General features: G+C 72.4%; 23 protein-coding genes and 1 pseudogene. 17 read left to right on the top strand and 7 right to left on the bottom strand.

The features are described 5' to 3' along the window. Positions 1–17 precede the first annotated feature (17 nt). From ABZ318_RS23870 to ABZ318_RS23880, 3 genes are all read left to right on the top strand, one after another. Entirely contained in the window at positions 18–1,001 is a 984-nt protein-coding gene (locus ABZ318_RS23870; protein ID WP_093873459.1) for a LuxR family transcriptional regulator, read from the top strand. Positions 1,002–1,088: 87 nt separating this feature from the next. Continuing rightward, entirely contained in the window at positions 1,089–1,523 is a 435-nt protein-coding gene (locus tag ABZ318_RS23875; protein ID WP_356904495.1) for a hypothetical protein, read from the top strand. 85 nt (positions 1,524–1,608) lie between these two features. Further along, complete coding sequence (locus tag ABZ318_RS23880; protein ID WP_356904496.1) at positions 1,609–2,091, top strand: DUF456 domain-containing protein; 483 nt, start codon at positions 1,609–1,611, stop codon at positions 2,089–2,091. Here ABZ318_RS23880 and ABZ318_RS23885 read toward each other — a convergent pair. The 4 genes from ABZ318_RS23885 to ABZ318_RS23900 form a co-directional block, all read right to left on the bottom strand. Beyond that, complete coding sequence (locus tag ABZ318_RS23885) at positions 2,088–3,437, bottom strand: AlkA N-terminal domain-containing protein (protein ID WP_356904497.1); 1,350 nt, start codon at positions 3,435–3,437, stop codon at positions 2,088–2,090. The genes ABZ318_RS23880 and ABZ318_RS23885 overlap by 4 nt on opposite strands. Positions 3,438–3,510: 73 nt before the next feature. Continuing rightward, positions 3,511–4,638, bottom strand: coding sequence for a ribosome small subunit-dependent GTPase A (rsgA, locus tag ABZ318_RS23890; RefSeq protein ID WP_356904498.1), 1,128 nt, complete (start codon positions 4,636–4,638; stop codon positions 3,511–3,513). A 393-nt stretch (positions 4,639–5,031) separates the two neighbouring features. After that, positions 5,032–5,601 (bottom strand): hypothetical protein, encoded by a 570-nt coding sequence (locus ABZ318_RS23895; protein ID WP_356904499.1) that lies wholly within the window; start codon positions 5,599–5,601, stop codon positions 5,032–5,034. 348 nt (positions 5,602–5,949) lie between these two features. Further along, positions 5,950–7,074 carry a YihY/virulence factor BrkB family protein gene (locus ABZ318_RS23900; protein WP_093873464.1) on the bottom strand — a complete coding sequence of 375 codons (1,125 nt, stop codon included), beginning with the start codon at positions 7,072–7,074 and terminating at the stop codon, positions 5,950–5,952. Between the two features lie 17 nt (positions 7,075–7,091). On the opposite strand from ABZ318_RS23900, the gene ABZ318_RS23905 reads away from it, so the two are divergent. From ABZ318_RS23905 to ABZ318_RS23970, 14 genes are all read left to right on the top strand, one after another. Further along, the gene (locus ABZ318_RS23905; RefSeq protein ID WP_356904500.1) at positions 7,092–8,810 is read left to right on the top strand and encodes an acyl-CoA dehydrogenase family protein; all 1,719 of its coding nucleotides are present in this window, start codon (positions 7,092–7,094) and stop codon (positions 8,808–8,810) included. Positions 8,811–9,098: 288 nt separating this feature from the next. Next, a complete protein-coding gene (locus ABZ318_RS23910; protein WP_356904501.1) occupies positions 9,099–10,391 on the top strand; it encodes a GAF domain-containing protein in 1,293 nt (430 codons plus the stop codon). A gap of 94 nt (positions 10,392–10,485) precedes the next feature. Further along, positions 10,486–11,055 (top strand): GNAT family N-acetyltransferase, encoded by a 570-nt coding sequence (locus tag ABZ318_RS23915; RefSeq protein ID WP_356904502.1) that lies wholly within the window; start codon positions 10,486–10,488, stop codon positions 11,053–11,055. A 142-nt stretch (positions 11,056–11,197) separates the two neighbouring features. Continuing rightward, positions 11,198–11,281: a putative leader peptide gene (locus ABZ318_RS23920; RefSeq protein ID WP_356067285.1), complete on the top strand. Its 84-nt coding sequence runs from the start codon at positions 11,198–11,200 to the stop codon at positions 11,279–11,281. A 136-nt stretch (positions 11,282–11,417) separates the two neighbouring features. After that, a complete protein-coding gene (locus ABZ318_RS23925; protein WP_356904503.1) occupies positions 11,418–13,115 on the top strand; it encodes a nitrite/sulfite reductase in 1,698 nt (565 codons plus the stop codon). An 88-nt stretch (positions 13,116–13,203) separates the two neighbouring features. After that, entirely contained in the window at positions 13,204–13,383 is a 180-nt protein-coding gene (locus tag ABZ318_RS23930; RefSeq protein WP_356904504.1) for a hypothetical protein, read from the top strand. Continuing rightward, positions 13,380–14,087, top strand: coding sequence for a phosphoadenylyl-sulfate reductase (locus ABZ318_RS23935; protein ID WP_356904505.1), 708 nt, complete (start codon positions 13,380–13,382; stop codon positions 14,085–14,087). The genes ABZ318_RS23930 and ABZ318_RS23935 overlap by 4 nt, the downstream gene beginning before the upstream one ends. Continuing rightward, positions 14,087–14,656: an adenylyl-sulfate kinase gene (gene cysC, locus ABZ318_RS23940; protein ID WP_356904506.1), complete on the top strand. Its 570-nt coding sequence runs from the start codon at positions 14,087–14,089 to the stop codon at positions 14,654–14,656. Before ABZ318_RS23935 ends, cysC begins: the two co-directional genes overlap by 1 nt. After that, on the top strand, positions 14,653–15,588 hold the full coding sequence (cysD, locus tag ABZ318_RS23945; RefSeq protein WP_356904507.1) for a sulfate adenylyltransferase subunit CysD: 936 nt from the start codon (positions 14,653–14,655) through the stop codon (positions 15,586–15,588). Before cysC ends, cysD begins: the two co-directional genes overlap by 4 nt. Further along, positions 15,588–16,931, top strand: a complete 1,344-nt coding sequence (locus tag ABZ318_RS23950) for a GTP-binding protein (protein ID WP_356904508.1) — start codon at positions 15,588–15,590, stop codon at positions 16,929–16,931. The genes cysD and ABZ318_RS23950 overlap by 1 nt, the downstream gene beginning before the upstream one ends. A gap of 206 nt (positions 16,932–17,137) precedes the next feature. Next, positions 17,138–18,247, top strand: a complete 1,110-nt coding sequence (locus ABZ318_RS23955) for an aliphatic sulfonate ABC transporter substrate-binding protein (RefSeq protein ID WP_356904509.1) — start codon at positions 17,138–17,140, stop codon at positions 18,245–18,247. A 34-nt stretch (positions 18,248–18,281) separates the two neighbouring features. Then, on the top strand, positions 18,282–19,076 hold the full coding sequence (locus ABZ318_RS23960; RefSeq protein ID WP_356904510.1) for an ABC transporter ATP-binding protein: 795 nt from the start codon (positions 18,282–18,284) through the stop codon (positions 19,074–19,076). After that, the gene (locus tag ABZ318_RS23965) at positions 19,063–19,956 is read left to right on the top strand and encodes an ABC transporter permease subunit (protein WP_356904511.1); all 894 of its coding nucleotides are present in this window, start codon (positions 19,063–19,065) and stop codon (positions 19,954–19,956) included. Before ABZ318_RS23960 ends, ABZ318_RS23965 begins: the two co-directional genes overlap by 14 nt. An 8-nt stretch (positions 19,957–19,964) precedes the next feature. Next, complete coding sequence (locus ABZ318_RS23970) at positions 19,965–20,708, top strand: sirohydrochlorin chelatase (protein ID WP_356904512.1); 744 nt, start codon at positions 19,965–19,967, stop codon at positions 20,706–20,708. Here ABZ318_RS23970 and ABZ318_RS23975 read toward each other — a convergent pair. From ABZ318_RS23975 to ABZ318_RS23985, 3 genes and pseudogenes are all read right to left on the bottom strand, one after another. Continuing rightward, positions 20,705–21,277 carry a TIGR03086 family metal-binding protein gene (locus ABZ318_RS23975; protein ID WP_356904513.1) on the bottom strand — a complete coding sequence of 191 codons (573 nt, stop codon included), beginning with the start codon at positions 21,275–21,277 and terminating at the stop codon, positions 20,705–20,707. The two genes, ABZ318_RS23970 and ABZ318_RS23975, sit on opposite strands and share 4 nt — an antisense overlap. Positions 21,278–21,370: 93 nt before the next feature. Next, a complete protein-coding gene (locus ABZ318_RS23980; protein WP_356904514.1) occupies positions 21,371–22,690 on the bottom strand; it encodes an MBL fold metallo-hydrolase in 1,320 nt (439 codons plus the stop codon). 83 nt (positions 22,691–22,773) lie between these two features. Further along, positions 22,774–23,142, bottom strand: a pseudogene (locus ABZ318_RS23985) (lysophospholipase); the annotation flags it as partial.

The following is a 23,142-nucleotide window of genomic DNA, read 5'->3' on the forward strand; positions in this document are numbered from 1 at the left end:
CGAGGGGTGGGGCATCCATGCTGGGAGCGATAGGGCTCGACGAACGCCAGGAGTCCGCTTACCGCGCCCTGGTCGCGCTGGGCGCGGCCGAGGTCACCGATCTCGCGCACCGGCTCGCCCTGCCCGAGCAGGACACCGAGCGGGCGCTGCGCCGTCTGGAGTCGCAGGGGCTCGCCGCCCAGTCCTCGGCCCGCACCGGCCGGTGGGTCGCGGCGCCGCCCGGGGTCGCGCTCGGCGCGCTGCTGACCCAGCAGCGGCACGAGCTGGAGCAGGCCGAGCTGGCGGCCAAGCTGCTCGCCGAGGAGTACCGGGCGGAGGCCGCGGAGGCGGCCGTGCACGACCTGGTGGAGGTGGTGGTCGGCGCGAGCGCGGTGACCCACCGCTTCCTCCAGCTCCAGCTGGGCGCCCAGGAGGAGGTCTGCGCCCTGGTGACGGGCAAGCCGATCGCGGTCTCCGGCCTGGAGAACCACGCCGAGGAGCAGGCGGCCGGGCGCGGGGTCCGCTACCGGGTGGTGATCGAGCGCGAGGTGCTCACGCTCCCGTCGGGGCTGCTCGAACTCTCCGCGGCGCTCGGCCGCGAGGAGCGGATCCGGGTCGCCGACCGGGTCCCCACGAAGCTGGTCGTCGCCGACCGGTCCCTGGCCATGGTTCCGCTGACCGGCCGGGGCGCCGAGCCGGCGGCGATCGTCGTGCACGCGAGCGGGCTCCTCGAATCGCTGATGGGCCTCTTCGAGTCGGTGTGGCGGGAGGCGCTGCCGCTGCGGCTCGGGGCGGGCGCGCAGATCACCGAGGACGAGGCGCCGGGCCCGGACGCGATGGACCTGGAGATCCTGTCGCTGCTGCTCGCCGGGATGACGGACGCGAGCGTGGCCAAGCAGCTGGATCTGGGGCTGCGGACCGTGCAGCGGCGGGTGAAGGGGCTGATGGAGCTGACCGGGGTGACGACCCGGTTGCAGCTGGGCTGGCACGCGTACGAGAAGGGCTGGGTCGCCCGCGGCTGACGCGGGGGCGTATGGCAAGGTGAGCGGCCGGTTCCGCTTGCGCCCTCACCCTCCGGTCGCGCTCTCACCCCCAGGAGTTCCGCCCCCATGAACGGACGACGCCGTCGCGCCCTGCTGGCCACCGTGACCCCGATGCTGGAGCCCGGGGAGCGCGTCGAGGTGACGTGCGTCGTCGGCCTGAGCACGGTCTCCGTACGCCGTACCGCCGCGTTCGGCGTGGCCTCGGCCGTCCTCAGCGGCGGCGCGATGGCGGTGATACCGACGCCGGTCCCGATGTACCTGGCGATGACCGACCGCCGGCTCTTCGTCTTCCGGGCGGACCCGGTGTTCGCGAAGCCGGTCGAGCTCACCATGACGATCGCGCGCGACGGCCTGTTCCGCTCGGCGATCAAGGAGCGGATCCTGAACTCCTCCCTCGTCCTCTCCTCGCCGAACAGCGAGAACGCCCTGAAGCTGGTCTTCCCGCTGATCAGCCGCAAGGAGCGGAACCTCGTGGCCGCCGCCCTGCCCCTGGCGGCCTGACCCCGGCGCCCCGCCCCCCTGCCCCGCGTACCCCGTCCGCCCCGTGCGACCTGCGGGAATCCCGGTCGTCGTGCACGCTGGCAGCGTGGGTGTGTGGCAGCTCCTGATGATCGCGACGGTGATGCTGCTCGGCCTGTTCGGGGTGCTCGCGCCCGGCGTGCCGGGAACGTGGCTGGTGTGGGCGGCGATGCTCTGGTGGGCGCTGCACGAGCGCACGGACCTGGCCTGGATCCTGCTGGCCTCCTCGACCGGTCTGCTGCTCCTCACCCAGGTGATCGTCTGGCAGCTGCCGCCGCGCCGCCTCAGGGGCGTCGGCATCACCCGCCGCATGGTGACGTACGCGGGGGTGGGCGCCGCCCTGGGCTTCGTCCTGGTCCCCGTGGTCGGCGCGATCCCCGGCTTCGTCGGCGGGATCTACCTCTCGGAGCGGCTCCGCCTCGGCGGCCACGGCCAGGCCAGGGCGGCGACCCGGACGGTGATGCGGGCGGCCGGCACGAGCGTGCTCGTCGAGCTCTTCGCCTGTCTGCTGGTCGTGGGCGCCTGGGCCGGCGCGGTGATCTGGGGCTAGGGCCTGTCGGATCCGCGCGCGTACCGCTGGGCGTAGGAGCGCCAGGGCCGCCACTCCTCCGCCTCCGGGCCGCCCGCCGGGGGCACGTCCGGGTCGCCGAGGGCCCGCATCCGGATCAACGCGGCGGCCTCGGCGGTCACGCCGGGGACGGTGAGCAGGGCGCGCTCGGCCTCGTCGCGGTCGGCGCCGGGGTCGAGGCGTACGGCTCCGTCGGCGAGGGCACGGGCCAGCGGCCCCGCGACGGGGTGCTCCGTCAGGGCGGCGGGTTCCGGGAAGACATGGGTGAGGGTTCCGCAGGCGGTGGCCAGCGGGGTGCCGTGGAGCTCGACGAGCCGGGCCGACTCCTCGACCCCGAGGACCGTCCGCAGCGCGAACTCCTCGGGCTCGGCCGTGCCCGGGGAGCGCACGCCCGGCCGGGCGGACACCTCGGCGGCGAGCGCGGGGGCCGCCCCGAGGCGCTCGGCGACCGCGTACGGGTCGGCGTCCAGGTCGAAGAGCCGGCGCAGCCGGTGCACGGCGGTGGTCAGGTCGCGCAGCTCGGCCAGGTGGATCCGGGCCTCCAGCCAGCGCCCGCCGGAGCGCTCGTCGACGGAGACGACGCCGGTTCCGTACGGGAGGCGGAGCGTGCGCCGGTAGGTGCGGGCGCCGGGAGCGCCGACGACCTCCTCCACCCGGGGCACGGCCTCGGCGGCGAGCAGGTCGAAGACCTCGCCGGCCGCGTACGGCCCCCGGTGGGCGAGCCGCAGCGGCACCCCGGCGGCGAGCGCGGTACGGGCTCCCGCGCCGCTGCCCGCCTCGGCGCGCAGGGCGGTGGGGGTGCGGGCGTAGACGGCGCGGATCGTCTCGTTGAACTGGCGGACGCTGGCGAATCCGGCCGCGAAGGCGATCTCGGTGACGGGCAGCCCCGTGGTCTGGAGCAGCAGCCGCGCGGTGTGCGCCCGCTGGGCGCGGGCCAGCGCGACCGGGCCGGCACCCAGCTCGGCGGTGAGCTGGCGCTGCACCTGCCGGGTGCTGTAGCCGAGCCGGCCGGCGAGGCCGGGCACGCCCTCGCGGTCGACGACGCCGTCGCCGATCATCCGCATGGCGCGCCCGACGACGTCGGCCCGGACGTTCCACTCGGCGGAGCCGGGCACGGCGTCCGGCCGGCAGCGGCGGCAGGCGCGGAAGCCGTGGCCCTGGGCGGCGGCGGCCGTGGGGTAGAAGGAGACGTTCTGCCGCTTGGGGGTGACGGCGGGGCAGCTGGGACGGCAGTAGATGCCGGTGGTCCGGACGGCGAAGAAGAACTCTCCGTCGAACCGCGCGTCCCTGCTGCTGACCGCCTCGTAGCGGGTGTCGTCGTCCCTCATGGCTCCCAGTGTGCGGGAGCCACCGCCACCCGGCTCGCGGTTTTCGGACACCGCGCTCGGCTTGGTCCCGGGGCTACCGGCCCTTGCCGCCGCCGCGCTTGAGCTCCATGGCCTTCTGTCCCTCCCTGCCCATGCGCTTCCACTCCTTGAGCATCTCGGAGCGCACCCGGGCATCGGTCTTGGCCACGATCCGCCGGTTCTCGCGGATCAGCTTGCGGTAGCTCTCCAGGCGGCGCACGGGCAGCGAGCCGTCCTCGATCGCCGCCGCCACCGCGCAGCCCGGCTCGGACTCGTGGGCGCAGTCGTGGAAGCGGCAGTCCCCGGCCAGCTCCTCGATCTCGGAGAAGACCTGGCCGACCCCGGCCTCGGCGTCCCAGAGTCCGACGCCGCGCAGTCCGGGGGTGTCGATGAGGACTCCCCCGCCGGGCAGGACGAAGAGGTTGCGGGTGGTCGTGGTGTGGCGGCCCTTGCCGTCGACGTCACGGGCGGCCTGGACGTCCATCACGTCGTCGCCGACCAGCGCGTTGGCGAGGGTCGACTTGCCGGCGCCCGAGACGCCGAGCAGCACGGTCGTGCCTCCCGCGACCGTCGCGGCGAGCACGTCGAGCCCTTCCCCGGTGGTGGAGCTGAGCGGCAGCACCTGCACGCCGGGCGCGACCGTCTCCACGTCCTCGACGAGGTAGGAGAGCCCGACCGGGTCGGGGACGAGGTCGGCCTTGCTGAGGACGACGGTCGGCTGGGCGCCGGACTCCCAGGCCAGGGCGAGGAAGCGTTCGATCCGGCCGAGGTCGAGCTCGACGGCGAGCGAGACCGTGATGACGGCGTGGTCGACGTTGGCGGCGAGGATCTGGCCCTCGGACCGCTTGGAGGAGGTGGAGCGCGCGAAGGCCGTACGGCGCGGCAGGCACGCGCGCACGTACCGGGGGTCGTTGACGCCCTCCGGGTCGACGGCGGCCCAGTCGCCGGTGCAGACGACCCGCAGCGGGTCGTGCGGGGTCACGAAGGCCGTGTCGGCGCGGACGACCCCCTCGGCGGTGGCGACGTCGCACTGTCCGCGGTCGACGCGGACGACCCGCCCCGGGACGAGCCCCTGGGCGGCGTACGGGACGAACTCGGCCTCCCAGCCCTCGTCCCAGCCGTAGACGGCGAGCGGGTGCTGGACAGCGGAAAGGGAAGACGGGTGGAGCGAAGCGTTGAACAAGGGGAAACCCTTCGGAGGGTGGCCCCGGCGGCGCGCTCCGAGCGCGCGGAAGTCGAGTGGGTGTCAGCCGGAGACCACAGGGGTGGGAACGATGAACTCCTGAATGCGGGCAGAGCCCGTCACCGTGACAGTCATCAATGTCCTCACCTCCTGCTTCTTCTCGACGAACCGACACCGCCCCCTCGGGAACGGATGGACAGCACCATAGCCGCGCCCCCGTCGCCGCACCACCGTTTTAAATCCGAACCCCACCTGCCCGTCGAGGCATTCGCACCGTCGGGCGGCGTCAGGCCCGCCCCGAAGCAACCCGGACGGGACGGCACGCGTACCGGCATCGGCCGGAACGGGGACGCCCGATGAACAGGGCGCCGCGACTCAGGTGGCGTTCCGCTGTCAGTCGAAGCAGCCGGTTTTCGCCCCGTCCGTCTCGGAGCCCACCTCTATCTCGAATCCGGAGCCCGCGTCGAACTCCGGCCCGGCGTCGTAGTCGTACTCGGACTTCAGCTCACCGGCCGTGGTGAACTGCACGGTCAGCAGGAGGGCTTCGCCGTCCCCGCCTCTGGTGAAGCAGAGTCCCGCCGTGGTTTCGGGGGTGCCGGGATCCGAGGGGTCGTGCTGGAGGTGCCAGCCGTCCACCTCGGCGGTGGTGCGGTAGAAGTCCACGACCTCCTGCCGGGAGCCGGGGAAGGCGTAGACGCGCGCGGCGTACAGCCAGGCGTCGCCGGTGTCGTCGATGCAGCGCGAGTCGACCGAGTCGAGCCCCTCCGGGGCGGTCGCCCCTTCGGGAACGGAGTTCAGGATCGGCTGGGAGCGCAGGTCCTTCAGCCGCGCCGCCGTGTCCTCACACGTGTTGAACGGGGACAGCGCGGAGCAGCCGGTCAGACCGGCGGTCATCAGGGCAGTGGCCAGGAGCAGCGCGACGGGCGGGGCGAGCGGCCGGACGGGGCGCGTCGGCAGCGGCATGGGGTCTCCCGGAGGTCGTGGAGGGGTCGGAGGCCGTACTGCTCACGGGGACGGTGGCGCCGGCTCCGCCCGAGATCGTCAGGGTGGTGACGCGGCCCGCCGTGGTGGTGCGGGCCGTGGTGGACGAGGGTCGCACGGGGACCCGCGCGTCCTGGAGGCCGAGCGGGTGCTCGGCCTCGATCCGGTACGGGCTCCACGCTCGGGCCGCACGGTCAGGTCGTGGACGGAGGCGGGCGCGTGGGCGCGTCCTCCTCCGCCGTCGGCCCGCGGCGTACGCCCGTCCGTACGCGCGCGTGCGCGTGGTCCGGCCGTGGCCCCGGGGTCCGGTGGTACGGCGGACCGGGGCCGTCAGTCCTTCTCCCAGCCGGAGTGGAGGCGGGACTTCACGTCGTCCGGGGGGAGGAACTTGGACCAGCGCTCGGGGAACTCGGACGGCATGTCCGGGTCGTCCTCGTCGACGTCCTCCGCCTCGGCGCGCACGCGGGCGACGAGTTCGGCGGCCTGGACCGCGCGGGCCCGTTCGTTGGCCTCGCGGGCGGCGGCGGTGGCGACGGAGGGCCAGACGCGGTCGATGGCGGCGTTCACGGCGGCGCCGACGAGGACCGCGAAGGCCGAGATGCCGATCCAGAGGAGGACGGCGATGGGTGCGGCGAGGGAGCCGTAGATCGTCGGTCCCTCCACCTGGCTGGTCAGGTAGATGCGCAGCAGGAAGCTGCCGAGGACCCACATCCCGAGGGCGACGAGGGCGCCGGGGATGTCCTCGATCCACGGCGATCTGACGGGCACGGAGACGTGGTAGAGCGTGGTGAGGAAGGCGATGGAGAGCAGGATGACGGCCGGCCAGTAGAGGACGGCGACGACCTCGGTGCCCCAGGGGACGAGCTCGACGACCCGGTCGGGGCCGACGACGGCCAGCGGCAGCACGACGGCTCCGATGAGCAGCGCCACGATGTAGAGGAGCAGGGCGAGGAGCCGGGTCTTGACGATGCCCCGGTGCCCGTCGAGGCCGTACATGACGGTGATGGTGTCGATGAAGACGTTCACCGCACGCGAGCCGGACCAGAGGGCGATGGCGAAGCCGAGGGAGATCAGATCGGGCCGTTTGCCCTGGGTGATGTCGTCGAGGAGGGGTTCGGCGATCTCGTGGACGCCCCGGTCGGAGAGGACCGTGCCGGCCGCGTGGAGGATGTTCTCCCGGATGCTGGCGACGGTGTCGGTGTTGGTCCAGTCGTCGGCGTAGCCGAGGACGGCGATCAGGCCGAGCAGCAGGGGCGGCAGCGACAGCAGGGTGAAGAACGCGGCCTCGGCGGCGAGGCCGAGGATCCGGTACTCGATGCACGAGTTGACGGTGTCCTTGAGGAGCAGCCAGGCCATCTTCCGCTTCGAGACGTTGCGGTAGAGGACGCGCGCGCGGTGGAGCCTGCTCCAGGGCCGACGCTCGGGCCGATCGGGTGTTTCTCTTGCTGCCTGCACCTGCTTACCGTATCGGCATGGCAGCGAGCACCCACACTGTGACCAACCAGGCTCCGCCCCTGGTCGGATACGACGTCTTCACGAGCGATCGGGCGCTGGCGGAGGCGGTCGAGCGCCACCTCGCCCCGGACCTCCTGGCGGAGGCGCGCGACGAGCTGAGCCTGCTGGGCCGGGCGACCGGTTCGGCGCAGGTGCGGGAGTGGGGTGAGCAGGCGAACGAGCATCCGCCCCGGCTGCGGACCCACGACCGGTACGGCCGGCGGATCGACGAGGTCGTGTTCCATCCGGCCTGGCACCGGCTCCTCGGGAAGTCCGTGTCGGCGGGGCTCACGCACGCGTGGGGCCGTCCGGGTGGTCATGTGCGGCGGGCCGCCGGGTTCCTGGTGGCGTCGCAGGCGGAGGCGGGGCACGGCTGCCCGGTGTCGATGACGCACGCCGCGGTGCCCGCGCTGCGCGCCGAGCCGGAGCTCGCGGCGGTCTGGGAACCGGCGGCGCTCTCGCACGTGTACGAACGGGAGCTCCGTCCGGTCGCGGAGAAGCCGGGGGCGCTGCTCGGCATGGCGATGACGGAGAAGCAGGGCGGCAGCGACGTCCGGGCGAACACGACGGAGGCCCGGCCGCTCGCGGCCGACGGCGAGTACGTCCTGACGGGGCACAAGTGGTTCTGCTCGGCGCCGATGTCGGACGCCTTCCTGGTCCTCGCGCAGGCGCCGGCGGGACTGACCTGCTTCCTGGTGCCCCGGGTGCTCGCGGACGGCTCGCGCAACGCCTTCGCGATCCAGCGGCTCAAGGACAAGCTGGGCAACCGGTCGAACGCCTCCGCCGAGGTGGAGTTCGACGGGACGACCTGGGCACGCCGCGTCGGCGAGGAGGGGCGCGGGATCCGGACGATCATGGGCATGGTCGCGGCGACCCGGCTCGACTGCGTCCTCGGCTCGGCGGCGCTGATGCGGCAGGCGGTGGCGCAGGCCGTGCACCACGCCTCGTACCGCTCGGCCTTCGGCGGGCTGCTCGTCGAGAAGCCCCTGATGCGGAACGTGCTCGCCGATCTGGCCCTGGAGTCGGAGGCGGCGACGGTACTCGGCATGCGTCTCGCGGCGGCCTACGACGCCGTCGATGCCGACGGCGGCAGCGACCACGCCGCCGGCACCGACGGCAGGAGCGCCCACTCTGCCGGCACCGACGGCAGGAGCGACCCCGAACAGGAGCGGGCCTTGCTCCGTATTACCGTGCCGGTGGCGAAGTACTGGGTGACGAAGCGGTGTACGCCGGTGGTGGCGGAGGCGCTGGAGTGCCTGGGCGGCAACGGGTACGTGGAGGAGTCGGGGATGCCCCGGCTGCTGCGGGAGTCGCCGCTCAACTCGGTCTGGGAGGGTTCGGGGAACGTGCAGGCGCTCGACGTGGTGCGGGTGCTGCGGACCGAGCCCGCCGCCCTCGACGCGCTGCTGCGGGAGGTGGGGGCGGCGCGGGGCGCCGACCACCGGCTCGACCGGGCCATCCGGGGGCTCCTCGCCGAACTGGCGGACCTGGAGGGGATCGAGGCGCGGGCACGGCGGCTCACGGAGCGCCTCGCGCTGGTGCTCCAGGGCGCGCTGCTCGTGCGGTGGGCTCCGCCGGAGGTGGCGGACGCGTTCTGTGCGGCGCGGCTCGGCGGGGACGGCGGCGCGGCCTTCGGGACGCTCCCGCACACGCTGGACCTGCGGGTGGTGGTGGAGCGGGCGCGGGCCGTGGTCTGAGGAGGGGTACGGAAACGCTGTGCCGCGCGCGCCAGGGGTGGGCCCGACGGGTGTCGGTCAGGTCGGCGGACGCGGAAAAGCGGGGGTGGTGCTGCGCCGACACGGCACCACCCGCCGCTGTCACCACCCTCGCCCACGGGGCCGGTCGGTCGCCAGAGTTGCAAAGGGTTGCAGGATTACCCGAACCGGGCCTCGCCGGGTGCTCCCGGACGGCACGATGGGCACCGACACTCCGGACATCTGCCCCGTGCAGAACCGATACAGCACCCGGGTGGCTGGGAGAGACCGATGAAGAACACGCAGCTCGACATGAAGCGGCTCGCCGCCATGGACGCCGCCCAGGCCAGCCGGCTGCTGCACCGGGTGCGCGAGGAGACCCTGGCCGGCCGGCGGCCGCCGATCGCGCCCCGCCCGGTGATCGACGCGTCCTGGCAGCGGATGGCCCGGCTCGGCCTCGATCCCGACCAGAGCACGAGCACCGTGCTGCTCCAGCGGGACGAGCTGGAGGAGCGGCGCAGGACCACGCTCCTCTCCGAGGTGATGCAGACGCTGAGCGGCGGCATCGCCGGCATCGCCGACGCCTCCCTCCAGATCATGGTGGTCACCGACGAGCACGGGCGGGTGCTGTGGCGCCAGGGGAACTCCGCCGTGCTGCGGAAGGCGAACGGCATCTGTCTGGAGGAGGGCGCGGCCTGGGCCGAGCACGCCACCGGGACGAACGCCGTCGGCACGGCGCTCGCCCTGGACCGGGCGGTGCAGGTGCACTCCGCCGAGCACTACGTGCAGGCGCTGCACAACTGGACCTGCGCCGCCGCGCCCGTGCACGATCCGCGCGACCAGCGGCTCCTGGGGATCCTGGACGTGTCCGGCCCCGCCTCCAGCTTCCACCCCGCCATGCTGGCCCTGGTCGGCTCGGTGGCGCAGCTCGCCGAGGCCGAGATGCGGGAGCGGCACCACCGGTCGGTCGAGCGGCTGCGGGCGGTGGCGGCGCCGATCCTGTGCCGGGTGGGCGGCCGGGCGGTCGCCGTGGACGACCACGGCTGGACGGCCGCGGTGACCGGCCTCGCACCGATGGACCGGATCCCGCTGCCGAAGTCGTTCCGGGCCGGCCGGGTCTGGCTGCCCTCGCTCGGCGTGTGCGCGGTGGAGCCGCTGCCGGGCGGCTGGCTGCTTCGGGTCGAGGAGGAGACCCTGCCCGAGGAGCCGGGCGCGGGGGCGGCGAGCCGGGTGGTCCTGGACCTGAGCCGGCCGCGCCGCTGGACGGTGGCCGTGTCCGGGACGGCGGGCAGCTGGCAGCAGGAGCTCAGCCCCCGGCACGCGGAGCTCCTCTATGTACTGGCGCTGCACCGCGACGGGCGGACGGCGGCGGAGCTGGCGGACGACGTGTTCGGGGACCGTACACGGACGGTGACCGTGCGGGCGGAGATGTCCCGGGTGCGGCGGAACCTGGCGGGGGTCCTGGCGCACCGCCCGTACCGCTTCCGGGAGGAGGTCGCGGTGGAGATCCTGCGCCCGGAGCGTCCGGAAGACCTGCTCCCCCACTCGACGGCCCCGGCGGTCCGGGCCGGGACGGGCACCTAGGCAGGTGTCCAGCATGTGGACGTTCGTCCGCCGGGCAGGCCGTCCGGCGCGGACCCCCCTGGGAATCCCGCGCTCCGCATGATGCGATGACCCCATGAGCATCACTCTCACCACCTGGTCCCTCGAGCAGACCTCCCCGTCCGACCTCCGTCCCGCCACCCCGCCGGAGGGCGACGACGTGGCGATCCGGCGCGCCGAGGTGCCCTCGGCGGAGTTCAGCCGCTTCCTCTACACGGCGGTCGGCGGCGACATCCGGTGGTCCGACCGGCTGTCGCTGACGTACAAGCAGTGGCAGGAGATAGTGGAGAAGCCGGGCGCCGAGATCTGGGTGGCGTACGACAGGGGGACGCCGGCCGGGTACGTGGAGCTCGACCCCCAGGACGACGGCGTGGTGGAGATCGTCTACTTCGGCCTGATCCCAGCCTTCCGGGGCCGTCGGATCGGCGGCCACCTCCTCTCCTACGGGGTGGCGCGCGCCTGGGACCTGGCCGAGCGCTGGCCGGAGCGGGAGACCACGAAGCGGGTGTGGCTGCACACCTGCTCGCTCGACGGTCCGCACGCCATGGCCAACTACGAGCGGCGCGGCTTCCGCCTCTTCGACACCAAGGTCGAGGAGGTCGAGGAGTCGGAGACCCCCGGCCCCTGGCCGGGCGCGCACGCCTGACGCTCCCGTGCGACCTCGAAGGGGCCCTGATCAGGGCCCCTTTGGCGTGACCTGGAGCACACCGTCTCGCTCTACGGGACGACTATGTCCGAATACTGGACGATGCTGGACTGGGTCCAAAGTCCCGTGACACGCTTCCGTCATGCCTGGAACTGGAATTGCCTTGGTGAGTCGGCGGCACGTCGACCTCGGCCGCATGTCCAGCGCCATCTGTTCGGCGCGCTGAGAGAACCAGCACCGCCGCGATCTCCCTACCGCCCGACTCTGCCCCACCCTGCTGCGCACTGACGCGCCACCCTCTGACCTGAGCGCGAGTGTGCAGGTCAGAGCCGCCCTCTCGCAGTCCCGAAGGACAAGACGCCATGGCCGCCACCCCGGAAAACCCCACTCCCGCCGCCGCCCGCCGCAAGGCCGGGCGCCACCGTGGCGAGGGTCAGTGGGCCGTGGGGCACTTCACCCCCCTGAACGGCAATGAGCAGTTCAAGAAGGACGACGACGGTCTCAACGTACGGACACGTATTGAGACGGTCTACTCGAAGCGCGGCTTCGACTCCATCGACCCCAACGACCTGCGCGGACGCATGCGCTGGTGGGGCCTCTACACCCAGCGCAAGCAGGGTCTGGACGGCACCAAGACGGGCGTGCTGGAGCCGGAGGAGCTGGACGACGAGTACTTCATGCTCCGGGTCCGCATCGACGGCGGCCGGCTGACCACCGAGCAGCTCCGGGTGATCGGCGAGATCTCCGAGGAGTTCGCCCGCGGCACCGCCGACATCACGGACCGGCAGAACGTCCAGTACCACTGGATCCGCATCGAGGACGTCCCCGAGATCTGGAACCGCCTGGAGGCGGTCGGCCTGTCCACCACCGAGGCCTGCGGTGACACCCCGCGTGTCATCCTCGGCTCCCCCGTGGCCGGCATCGCCGCCGACGAGATCATCGACGGCACCCCCGCCATCGACGAGATCCAGCGCCGGATCATCGGCAACAAGGACTTCTCCAACCTGCCCCGCAAGTTCAAGTCCGCGGTCTCCGGCTCGCCGCTCCTCGACGTGGCGCACGAGATCAACGACATCGCCTTCGTCGGCGTGGAGCACCCGGAGCACGGCCCCGGCTTCGACGTCTGGGTCGGCGGCGGCCTGTCCACCAACCCGAAGCTCGGCGTCCGCCTGGGCACCTGGGTCTCCCTCGACGAGGTCCCCGACGTCTACGAGGGCGTCATCTCGATCTTCCGCGACTACGGCTACCGCCGGCTGCGCAACCGCGCCCGTCTGAAGTTCCTCGTCGCCGACTGGGGCCCGGAGAAGTTCCGCCAGGTCCTGGAGGACGAGTACCTCAAGCGCAAGCTGACGGACGGCCCCGCCCCCGAGCAGCCCGCGGGCCGGTGGCGCGACCACATGGGCGTGCACGAGCAGCGGGACGGCCGCTTCTACATCGGCTTCGCCCCGCGCGTGGGCCGGGTCGACGGCGCCACCCTGACGAAGATCGCCGACCTGGCCGAGCGGCACGGCTCCGGCCGGGTGCGGACCACCGCGGACCAGAAGATGCTCCTCCTCGACATCGAGCGGGACCAGGTCGACTCGGCGGTCGCCGCCCTGGAGGCGCTCGACCTGCGGGTGGACCCGACCCCGTTCCGGCGCGGCACGATGGCCTGCACCGGCATCGAGTTCTGCAAGCTCGCGATCGTCGAGACGAAGGGCCGCGGCTCCTCGCTCATCGACGAACTGGAGCGTCGCCTCCCGGAGTTCGACGAGCCGCTGACGATCAACATCAACGGCTGCCCGAACGCCTGCGCCCGCATCCAGGTCGCGGACATCGGCCTCAAGGGCCAGCTGGTCCTGGACGACGAGGGCAACCGCGTCGAGGGCTACCAGGTGCACCTGGGCGGCGCGCTCGGCCTGGAGGCCGGCTTCGGCCGCAAGGTCCGCGGCCTCAAGGTCACGGCAGCCGAGCTCCCGGACTACGTGGAGCGGGTCCTCAAGCGCTTCCAGGCGGAGCGCGAGACCGGCGAGCGCTTCGCGACCTGGGCGGCGCGCGCCTCCGAGGAGGCGCTGTCGTGAGCGACGCACACGCGGCCGCCGGGCCGCAGCCGACGACGAAGGCCGCACCTCTGCGCCGCGTGGGCGGAGAAGCGAACAAGGAGGCACCGTGAGCGAGCGTGCGGCCCCCTTCTTCTGCCCCTACTGCGGGGACGAGGACCTGCGTCCGAACGAGCAGGGTCACGGCGCCTGGGAATGCGCCGCGTGCAGTCGAGCCTTCCAGTTGAAGTTCCTGGGGCTCCTCGCCCCGGCGACTTCGAGCAACACCACTGGGAGGGAAGAGATATGACGATCGCTCAGGACGCGACCGCGGCCGACCTGAAGGCACTCGCCGAGCAGGCCGGCCGTGATCTGGAGGACGCCTCCGCGCTGGAGATCCTCCGCTGGGCCGTGGACACCTTCGGCGACCGCTTCTGCGTGACCTCCTCCATGGAGGACGCGGTCGTCGCCCACCTCGCCTCGCGCGTGAAGCCCGGCGTGGACGTCGTCTTCCTCGACACGGGCTACCACTTCGAGGAGACCATCGGCACCCGGGACGCCGTGGACGCCGTCATGGACGTCAACGTCATCACCCTGACCCCGCGTCAGACCGTGGCCGAGCAGGACGCCGAGTACGGTCCGAAGCTCCACGACCGCGACCCGGACCTGTGCTGCGCGCTGCGCAAGGTCAAGCCCCTCGAAGAGGGCCTCACCGCCTACGGCGCGTGGGCCACCGGCCTGCGCCGCGACGAGTCCCCGACCCGGGCGAACACCCCGGTCGTCGGCTGGGACGAGAAGCGGCAGAAGGTCAAGGTCTCCCCCATCGCCCGCTGGACGCAGGACGACGTCGACGCGTACGTCACGGAGCACGGTGTCCTCACCAACCCGCTCCTCATGGACGGGTACGCCTCCGTCGGCTGCGCCCCCTGCACCCGCCGCGTCCTGGAGGGCGAGGACGCCCGCGCCGGACGCTGGGCGGGCCGCGCCAAGACCGAGTGCGGGCTGCACGGCTGATGACCCCCACCCCTCAGACCTCCCAGGAGAACCACGTGACCGGTGCCACCATCTGGCTCACCGGCCTGCCGAGCGCCGGAAAGACCACCATCGCGTACGAGCTGGCCGGTCGCCTCCGCGACGAGGGCCACCGCGTCGAGATCCTCGACGGCGACGAGATCCGCGAGTTCCTCTCCGCGGGCCTCGGCTTCACCCGCGAGGACCGCCACACCAACGTGCAGCGGATCGGCTTCGTCGCCGAGCTGCTCGCCTCGCACGGCGTGAAGGTCCTGGTCCCGGTCATCGCGCCGTACGAGGACAGCCGCGAGGCGGTGCGCAAGCGGCACGCCGCCGAGGGCACCCCGTACGTCGAGGTGCACGTCGCCACTCCGGTGGAGGTGTGCTCCGTGCGCGACGTCAAGGGTCTGTACGCCAAGCAGGCCGCGGGCGAGCTCACCGGGCTCACCGGGGTCGACGACCCGTACGACGAGCCGCAGAACCCCGATCTCCGGATCGAGTCCCACACCCAGACCGTGCAGGAGTCGGCAGCGCAGCTGTACGCGCTGCTCACCGAGAGGGGTCTCGCATGACGACCGTCGCCCACGTCCACGAGGAGACCGACAGTCCGTTCGCGCTGTCGCACCTCGACTCCCTGGAGTCCGAGGCCGTCCACATCTTCCGCGAGGTGGCGGGCGAGTTCGAGCGGCCGGTGATCCTCTTCTCCGGCGGCAAGGACTCCATCGTCATGCTGCACCTGGCGCTGAAGGCCTTCGCCCCCGCGCCGGTCCCCTTCACGCTGCTGCACGTCGACACCGGGCACAACTTCCCCGAGGTCATCGAGTACCGCGACCGCGTGGTGGCGCAGCACGGGCTGCGGCTGCACGTGGCCTCCGTGCAGGAGTACATCGACGCCGGCAAGCTCCGCGAGCGCCCCGACGGCACCCGCAACCCGCTGCAGACCGTCCCGCTGACCGAGGCGATCCAGCAGCACCGCTTCGACGCCGTCTTCGGCGGCGGCCGCCGCGACGAGGAGAAGGCCCGTGCCAAGGAGCGGGTGTTCTCGCTGCGCGACGAGTTCTCGCAGTGGGACCCTCGCCGCCAGCGCCCCGAACTGTGGCAGCTCTACAACGGCCGGCACGCCCCCGGCGAGCACGTCCGGGTCTTCCCGCTCTCCAACTGGACCGAGCTGGACGTCTGGCAGTACATCCAGCGGGAGAAGATCGAGCTCCCCGAGATCTACTTCGCCCACGAGCGCGAGGTGTTCGCCCGCAACGGCATGTGGCTGACCGCCGGCGAGTGGGGCGGTCCGAAGGACACGGAGACGGTCGAGAAGCGGCTGATCCGCTACCGCACCGTCGGCGACATGTCCTGCACCGGCGCCGTCGACTCCGACGCCGCCACGCTGGACGCCGTCATCGCCGAGATCGCCGCCTCCCGGCTCACCGAGCGGGGCGCCACCCGGGCCGACGACAAGCTGTCCGAGGCCGCGATGGAAGACCGCAAGCGCGAAGGGTACTTCTAATGAGCACGTCCACCGAGCAGCTGTCCGACCAGCTGGCGGCCACCACCCTGCTGCGTTTCGCCACCGCCGGCTCCGTCGACGACGGCAAGTCCACCCTGGTGGGCCGGCTCCTCCACGACTCCAAGTCGGTCCTCGCCGACCAGCTGGAGGCCGTCGAGGCCGCGTCCATCAAGCGCGGCCAGGAGGCCCCGGACCTGGCGCTCCTCACCGACGGCCTGCGGGCCGAGCGCGAGCAGGGCATCACGATCGACGTGGCCTACCGCTACTTCGCGACGCCCCGCCGGCGCTTCATCCTCGCCGACACCCCCGGGCACGTGCAGTACACCCGGAACATGGTCACCGGCGCCTCCACCGCCGAGCTGGCCGTGGTCCTGGTCGACGCCCGCAACGGCGTCGTCGAGCAGACCCGCCGGCACGCCGCCGTCGCCGCGCTCCTCCGCGTCCCGCACGTGGTCCTCGCCGTGAACAAGATGGACCTGGTCGACTACCAGGAGTCCGTCTTCGCCGCGATCGCCGAGGAGTTCACGACGTACGCCTCCGAGCTCGGCGTCCCGGAGATCACCGCGATCCCGATCTCCGCGCTCGCCGGCGACAACGTGGTGGAGCCGTCCGCCAACATGGACTGGTACGGCGGCCCGACGGTCCTGGAGCACCTGGAGACCGTTCCGGTCAGCCACGACCTGACGGCCTGCCACGCCCGTTTCCCCGTGCAGTACGTCATCCGCCCTCAGACCGCCGAGCACCCCGACTACCGGGGCTACGCCGGTCAGATCGCGGCCGGCGCCTTCCGGGTCGGCGAGGAGATCACCGTCCTGCCGTCGGGGAAGAAGTCCACGATCATCGGCATCGACGCGCTGGGCGAGTCCGTGGACATCGCCTGGGCCCCGCAGTCGGTGACGATCCGGCTCGCCGACGACATCGACATCTCGCGCGGCGACCTGCTCGCGCCGAGCGGCGACGCCCCGGCCACCAGCCAGGACGTCGAGGCGACGGTCTGCCACGTGGCGGACCAGCCGCTCGCCGTCGGCCAGCGGGTCCTGCTCAAGCACACCACGCGCACGGTCAAGGCGATCGTCAAGGACATCCCCTCGCGGCTGACCCTGGACGACCTCTCCCAGCACCCGAACCCCGGGCAGCTGGTCGCCAACGACATCGGCCGGGTCGTGGTCCGCACCGCCGAGCCGCTCGCGCTCGACGCGTACGCGGACTCCCGCCGTACCGGATCGTTCCTGCTGATCGACCCCGCGGACGGCACCACGCTCGCAGCCGGCATGGCGGGCGAGTCCTTCGCCACGGCCAAGGCCGTCGTCGCGGTGGACGAGGAAGAAGGGTGGGACTTCTGACATGAGCCAGAACGCTTACGCCAGTTTCGCGAAGGAGGGCGGCCGGGTGGGCTCCGGTTCCCTCGGCTCGGGCATGGGAGGTGTCGCGCGATGTGCGTGCTGACCTCGACGTACCGCGCGAGCGGTGCGACCCGGCTCCACCCGCTCCACCCCGAACGACATAAACGCAGACTTCGCTAGAAGTTGAACCGAGGGGAACACCACCCGTGCCTGCCACCACCCGTACCACCCTGCGCCGCGGCCTGGCCGCCGCCGTCGCCCTGCCGCTGCTGATCGGCGCACTCGCCTCCTGCGGCTACGGCTCCGAGGCCGAGAACGACGAGAAGAAGGTGGCCGCCGAGGGCGAGAAGCTCTCCGCCGACACCGTACGGCTCGGGTACTTCCCCAACCTGACGCACGCCACCGCGCTGGTCGGCGTCCAGGAGGGCATCCTCCAGAAGGAGCTGGGCGGCACCAAGCTGGTGCCCACCACCTTCAACGCGGGCCCCTCCGAGATCGAGGCGCTGAACGCCGATTCGATCGACATCGGCTTCATCGGCCCCTCGCCGTCCATCAACGGCTTCGTCAAGACCAAGGGCACCAACCTCCGCATCATCGGCGGCGCCGCCTCCGGTGGCGTGAAGCTCGTGGTGAACCCGGCGAAGATCAAGACCGTGGACGACCTCAAGGGCAAGAGGATCGCCACCCCGCAGCTCGGCAACACCCAGGACGTGGCCTTCCTCAACTGGGTCTCCGAGAAGGGCTGGAAGGTCGACGCCCAGAGCGGCAAGGGCGACGTCTCCGTGGTCCGCACGGACAACAAGGTCACCCCGAACGCCTACGCCTCCGGCGCCATCGACGGTGCCTGGGTCCCCGAGCCGACCGCGTCCAAGCTGGTCGCCGACGGCGCGAAGGTGCTGCTCGACGAGTCCGACCTGTGGCCCGACAAGAAGTTCGTCATCACGAACATCATCGTGTCGCAGAAGTTCCTCAAGGAGCACCCGGACGTCGTCGAGGCGTTCCTGCGCGGCTCGGTGAAGACCAACGCGTGGATCAACGCCAACCAGGACAAGGCGAAGGCCTCGGCCAACGCCAAGCTGAAGGACCTCTCCGGCAAGGCGCTGGGCGCGAAGGTGATCGACGCCGCGTGGCCGTCCCTCCAGTTCACGAACGACCCGCTGGCGGCCACCCTGCAGGCCCAGGCCGACCACGCGGTGAAGGCCGGTCTCCTGGAGAAGCCGGAGCTGTCCGGCATCTACGACCTGAAGCCGCTCAACAAGGTCCTGAAGGCCGCGGGGCAGCCCGAGGTCTCCGACGCCGGTCTCGGCACGAAGTAACCAGCCCGCAGCTGATCCCCAGGAGGTGACGACCATGGCCACGACCGCGACGCTCGCCAAGGCCGAGGACCGTGCGGCGGTGACCCATGCCGCCCGCATCGAGCATGTCTCCAAGTCCTTCGGCGGACCCGCCGGCGGGCAGCTCGTCCTCGACGACATCTCGCTCGATGTCGCCCCCGGCGAGTTCGTCACCCTCCTGGGCGCCTCGGGCTGCGGCAAGTCCACCCTGCTCAACCTGGTCGCCGGGCTCGACCGGCCGTCCGCGGGGTCCATCGAGACCCCCGGCGGCCGACCGGCCCTGATGTTCCAGGAGCACGCCCTCTTCCCGTGGCTCACCGCGGGCAAGAACATCGAACTGGCCCTGCGGCTGCGCGGGGTGCCCAAGGCCGAGCGACGCGACGAGGCCGAGCGGCTCCTGACCCTCGTCCGGCTCGGCGGCTCGTACGGCAAGCGGGTCCACGAGCTGTCCGGCGGCATGCGGCAGCGGGTCGCGCTGGCCCGCGCGCTCGCCCAGGACAGCGACCTGCTCCTGATGGACGAGCCGTTCGCCGCGCTCGACGCCATCACCCGGGACGTGCTGCACGACGAACTGACCCGCATCTGGCGGGAGACGAAGCTGTCGGTGCTCTTCGTCACCCACAACGTGCGCGAGGCCGTGCGGCTGGCCGAGCGCGTCGTCCTCCTCTCGTCCCGGCCGGGCCGGATCGCGCACGAGTGGACCATCGACATCCCTCAGCCGCGCCGCATCGAGGACTCCGCCGTCGCGGAGCTGTCCCTCGAGATCACCGAACACCTGCGTGGGGAGATCCGCCGCCATGGCCAGCACTGACACGACCCCGAAGACGCAGAGGTCCGACGACCTCGCCGGTCTCGAAGCCGGTCTGGACGCCCTCGACAGCGTGCAGGTCCGGCGGACCCCGGTCCGCGAGGTGCTGGTCAGGAAGGTGCTCCCGCCGGTCGTCGCCGTCGTGCTCGTCCTGGTGGTGTGGCAGCTCCTGGTGTCGCTCAAGGTCACCGACGAGTACAAGCTGCCGGCCCCGTCCGCCGTGTGGGACAGCCTGACCGTGATGTGGCGGCAGGGCACGCTCTTCAGCATTCTGTGGACCAGCGTGTCCCGGGCCCTGTACGGGTTCGTCCTGGCGCTCGCGATCGGCACCCCGCTGGGCCTGCTCGTCTCCCGCGTGAAGTTCGTGCGCGCGGCGATCGGCCCGATCCTCGCGGGGCTCCAGTCGCTGCCCTCGGTGGCCTGGGTCGCGCCCGCCGTCCTGTGGCTCGGCCTCAACGACAGCATGATGTACGCGGTGATCCTGCTCGGCGCGGTCCCGTCGATCGCCAACGGCCTCGTCGCCGGCGTCGACCAGGTCCCGCCGCTCTTCCTGCGGGCGGGCCAGACGCTCGGCGCGCGGGGGATCAAGGGCGCCTGGTACATCGTGATGCCGGCCGCGCTCCCCGGCTACCTGGCCGGCCTCAAGCAGGGCTGGGCGTTCTCCTGGCGTTCGCTGATGGCCGCGGAGATCATCGCCTCCTCGCCGGACCTGGGCCTCGGCCTCGGCCAGCTCCTGGAGAACGGCCGCAACAACATCGACATGGCCGGGATCTTTCTGGCGATCATCCTGATCCTGATCGTCGGCATCGCCATCGACCTGCTCATCTTCAGCCCGCTGGAGCGCGCGGTCCTGCGCCGCCGCGGCCTCCTCACGAAGGGCTGAGCCCCACCATGAACCGCCCCGTCCTCCTCGTGATCGCCCACGGCAGCCGCGACCCGCGGCACGCGGCGACCGTCCAGGCGCTGGTGCGCCGGGCCGGTGCGCTGCGGCCGGGGCTGCGCGTGGAGACGGCGTTCCTGGACCTCAACCTGCCGTCGGTGCCGGGCGTGCTCGACCGGCTCGCCGCCGACGGGGTACGGGAGGTCGTGGCCCTGCCGCTCCTCCTCACCCGGGCCTTCCACGCGAAGGCCGACATCCCCGCCGTGCTCCGCCAGGCGCCGCCGTCCCTGAGCATCCGCCAGGCGGAGGTCCTCGGCCCGTCGCCGCTGCTGATCGCGGCGGTGGAGCGGCGGTTGTACGAGGCGGGCCTCACGCCCGCCGACAAGCCCACGACCGGGGTCGTCCTGGCCTCGGCGGGCTCCACGGACCCGGAGGCGATCGCGGTGATCGCAGAAACGGCGCGGGAGCTGCGGCGCACCGGTTGGTGCTCCGTGCGGCCCGCGTTCGCCTCCGCATCTCTCCCCCGCACGGAGGACGCCGTCCAGGCGCTGCGTACGGAACCGGGCGTCGAGCAGGTGGCGGTCGCCCCGTACGTGATCGCCCCGGGCCGCCTCCCGGACCGCATCGCGGCGGGCGCGGCCGGGGCCGACGTCCTCGCGGACGTCCTCGGCCCCTCCCCCGAGCTGGCACGCCTGCTCCTGGACCGGTACGACGGGGCGCACGCCACCCGCCGCCCGGCCGCCAGGACCGCCTAGGGCTTCGGGTTCCGTCCGCTGGCGGCGAGGGCGCGGTCGAGCGCCGGGGCGTCGGCGGCCACCTCGACGACGGCGGCGAAGCCCTCGTACTGGCGGTACATCTCCGCGTACCGCTCGACCACGTCGAGCAGGAACACCGCCGTGTCCTCGGGCAGGGTGAAGTCCTGCCCGGTGGAGCGGGCCAGGTCCCAGCCGTGCAGGGCGAGTTCCTCGACGAGCATGGCGGCGATCTCGGCGGCCGGCATGGGGCTGCCGCCCATGTCGACGTCCCCCTCCCAGGCCTCCGGCTTCTCCCAGGCGGCCAGGGCCCGGTCGAGCTGCGCCGCGTACGCCTCGGCCCAGCCGTCCTCGCCGGCGAAGTCCCGCTGGACGGTCTCCTCGGGGAGCTGGGTGCGCAGGGCACGGTGTTCGAGGCCGTGCGCGGAGTAGAGGACCAGGTGGTTGGCGAGCTCGCGGACCGTCCAGTCGGCACAGACGGAGGGGGCGGCAAGCTGCTCGGCGGCGACGGCACGGGCGACGCGGGCCGCTTCGGCGGCGCAGACGGTGAGGTGGGTGTGGATCTCGTTCATACCGTCGACCGTACGGAACGCCCCGCGCCCGGTCTTGAACTTTCGCGACAGGGGCCCGGTCCGAGCATCAGGAACCGGGTGGTGGACCGAGGATCAATCGGCGTAGGCGAGTTCGGCTTCGGTGATGGACGGACCTTCCACGGTGAAGGCGTAGAAGGCGGTGAATCCGCCCGTGCCTCCTGGAGAGAAGCGCACCAGGAGACGCTGGTGACCGGGCCGGTTCTCGGCGATCCTGAGCACGGTCAGCCTGCCGCCGATGACCTCGTTCCCGGCCCAGGCGCGGATCGCGGCGCGGCCCTGGATGCGCCGCCCGACGTCGACGACCTCCGCGTCCGCGGCGAACGCTCCCGCCAGGGCGTCGAGATCGCCGCCGTTGACCGCGTTGACGTAGGCGTTGACCTGCGGCAGCAGCGTGCCTTCCCGCGGTCTGTCGGCGCAGGCCGCGGGGATCCGCGCAGGATCTTCGGCGGCCAGTTCTTTCGCGACCGCCTTGATGTTCTCCTGCACGAGGGTCGGGAGATCCGCGACCGGTGGATGATCGGGATAGGCGCGGTCCATCGAGGCGGTGATCGCCTTCTGTTCGTCAGGGGCCACTTCCCGGCCGCCGGGAGAGCGCGTGTCGACGGCCGGACGGACCAGGCCGCGGAACCGCTGGAGGTATGCGCGCTGGTCGTCGACCAGTGTCCCGGCCGGGCCCGGCGCTCCGTGTCCCGGATACGTCGTCGTGGCACCGGGGAAGCGCCGGTCCAGCTGGTCGAGGGCCTGGAGCCAGCCGCAGCTGTGCCCCTCGATCAGGGCGGGCGTGACCTTGCTGGTCGCCAGGTCGCCGGCGAAGAGGTCACCGGTGTCGGGACGGTAGTAGACGGTCGCGGTGTCGGACTCGCCCTCGGTGAAGGTGGCGGTCTCCAAGCGCAGGCCGCCGACCTGCAGCGGAGCGCCGTCCTCGAAGGTCTTGTCGGCGTAGGTGAGGGTGGCGGGAAAGGCGGCGTTGGCTGAGCGGGCCAGGGGGTAGAAGCCTCGTCGGTCCTCCCGCATGGCCCGGTCGGTCGATTCGGAGGCGAGGACGGGGGCCTGGGGGAAGGCCTCGTGGAAGGCGCCCGCACCACCCACGTGGTCGGGGTGGGAGTGGGTCAGGAGAACGGCCGCGACGGGCGTGCCGGTCTTCCTGATCTCCGCGATCGCCTTTCGGGCGTCGCCCGGCGTGCGCAGGGTGTCGATGACGACCAGGCCCTGCGGCGCCTGGATCCAGTAGGTGTTGACCGAGCCGGGGTTGGGGGAGGCGAAGCGTCCCGGCCGTGCCGCCTTCGCCTCCGGCGCGTCGGGCCCGGCGCTGTCCGAGCAGCCCGCCGCTGCTGTGCAAGCGCATAAGACGGCGAAGCTTGCGGCCAGGAGGCGCTGCAGTCTCTGGTTCATCTGGAGCTTTCGTGACGTCGGGTGTGAGGGGATTCAGCGGACCGCGAACTCGGAGATGGCGTTGCGGGCGTCGGTGGCGCCGATCACAGCAAGGTCCTTCCGAAGTGCGCGGCCACGGTGTCCGTCGCAAGTGTGACCTGCGGCTCCTGGTCGTAGAAGTCGAACTGGGTGCCCTCCGTCCACAGGATGTCCTTGGGGCCGGCGAGCCCCGCGTGGAAGCGGCGGGCGCCGTCGGGGATCGCGGCGTCCTCGCTGTGCACCAGCAGGGTGGGCCGGTCGATGCGCGGCGCCAGGGCGATGGCGTCGTAGGTGAGCCAGTCCGCCCAGGACATGACGGCGAAGCGGTTGGGCCAGGCAGGGATGCCGCCGCGGGCGGGGTTGAGGTAGAAGTCGATGTCGTACGGCATGGCCGCGCGTGCGTCGGTGGCGGAGACCACGGGCACGTACTCGAC

Source organism: Streptomyces sp. NPDC006197, from assembly GCF_040613865.1.
GTDB lineage: Bacteria > Actinomycetota > Actinomycetes > Streptomycetales > Streptomycetaceae > Streptomyces.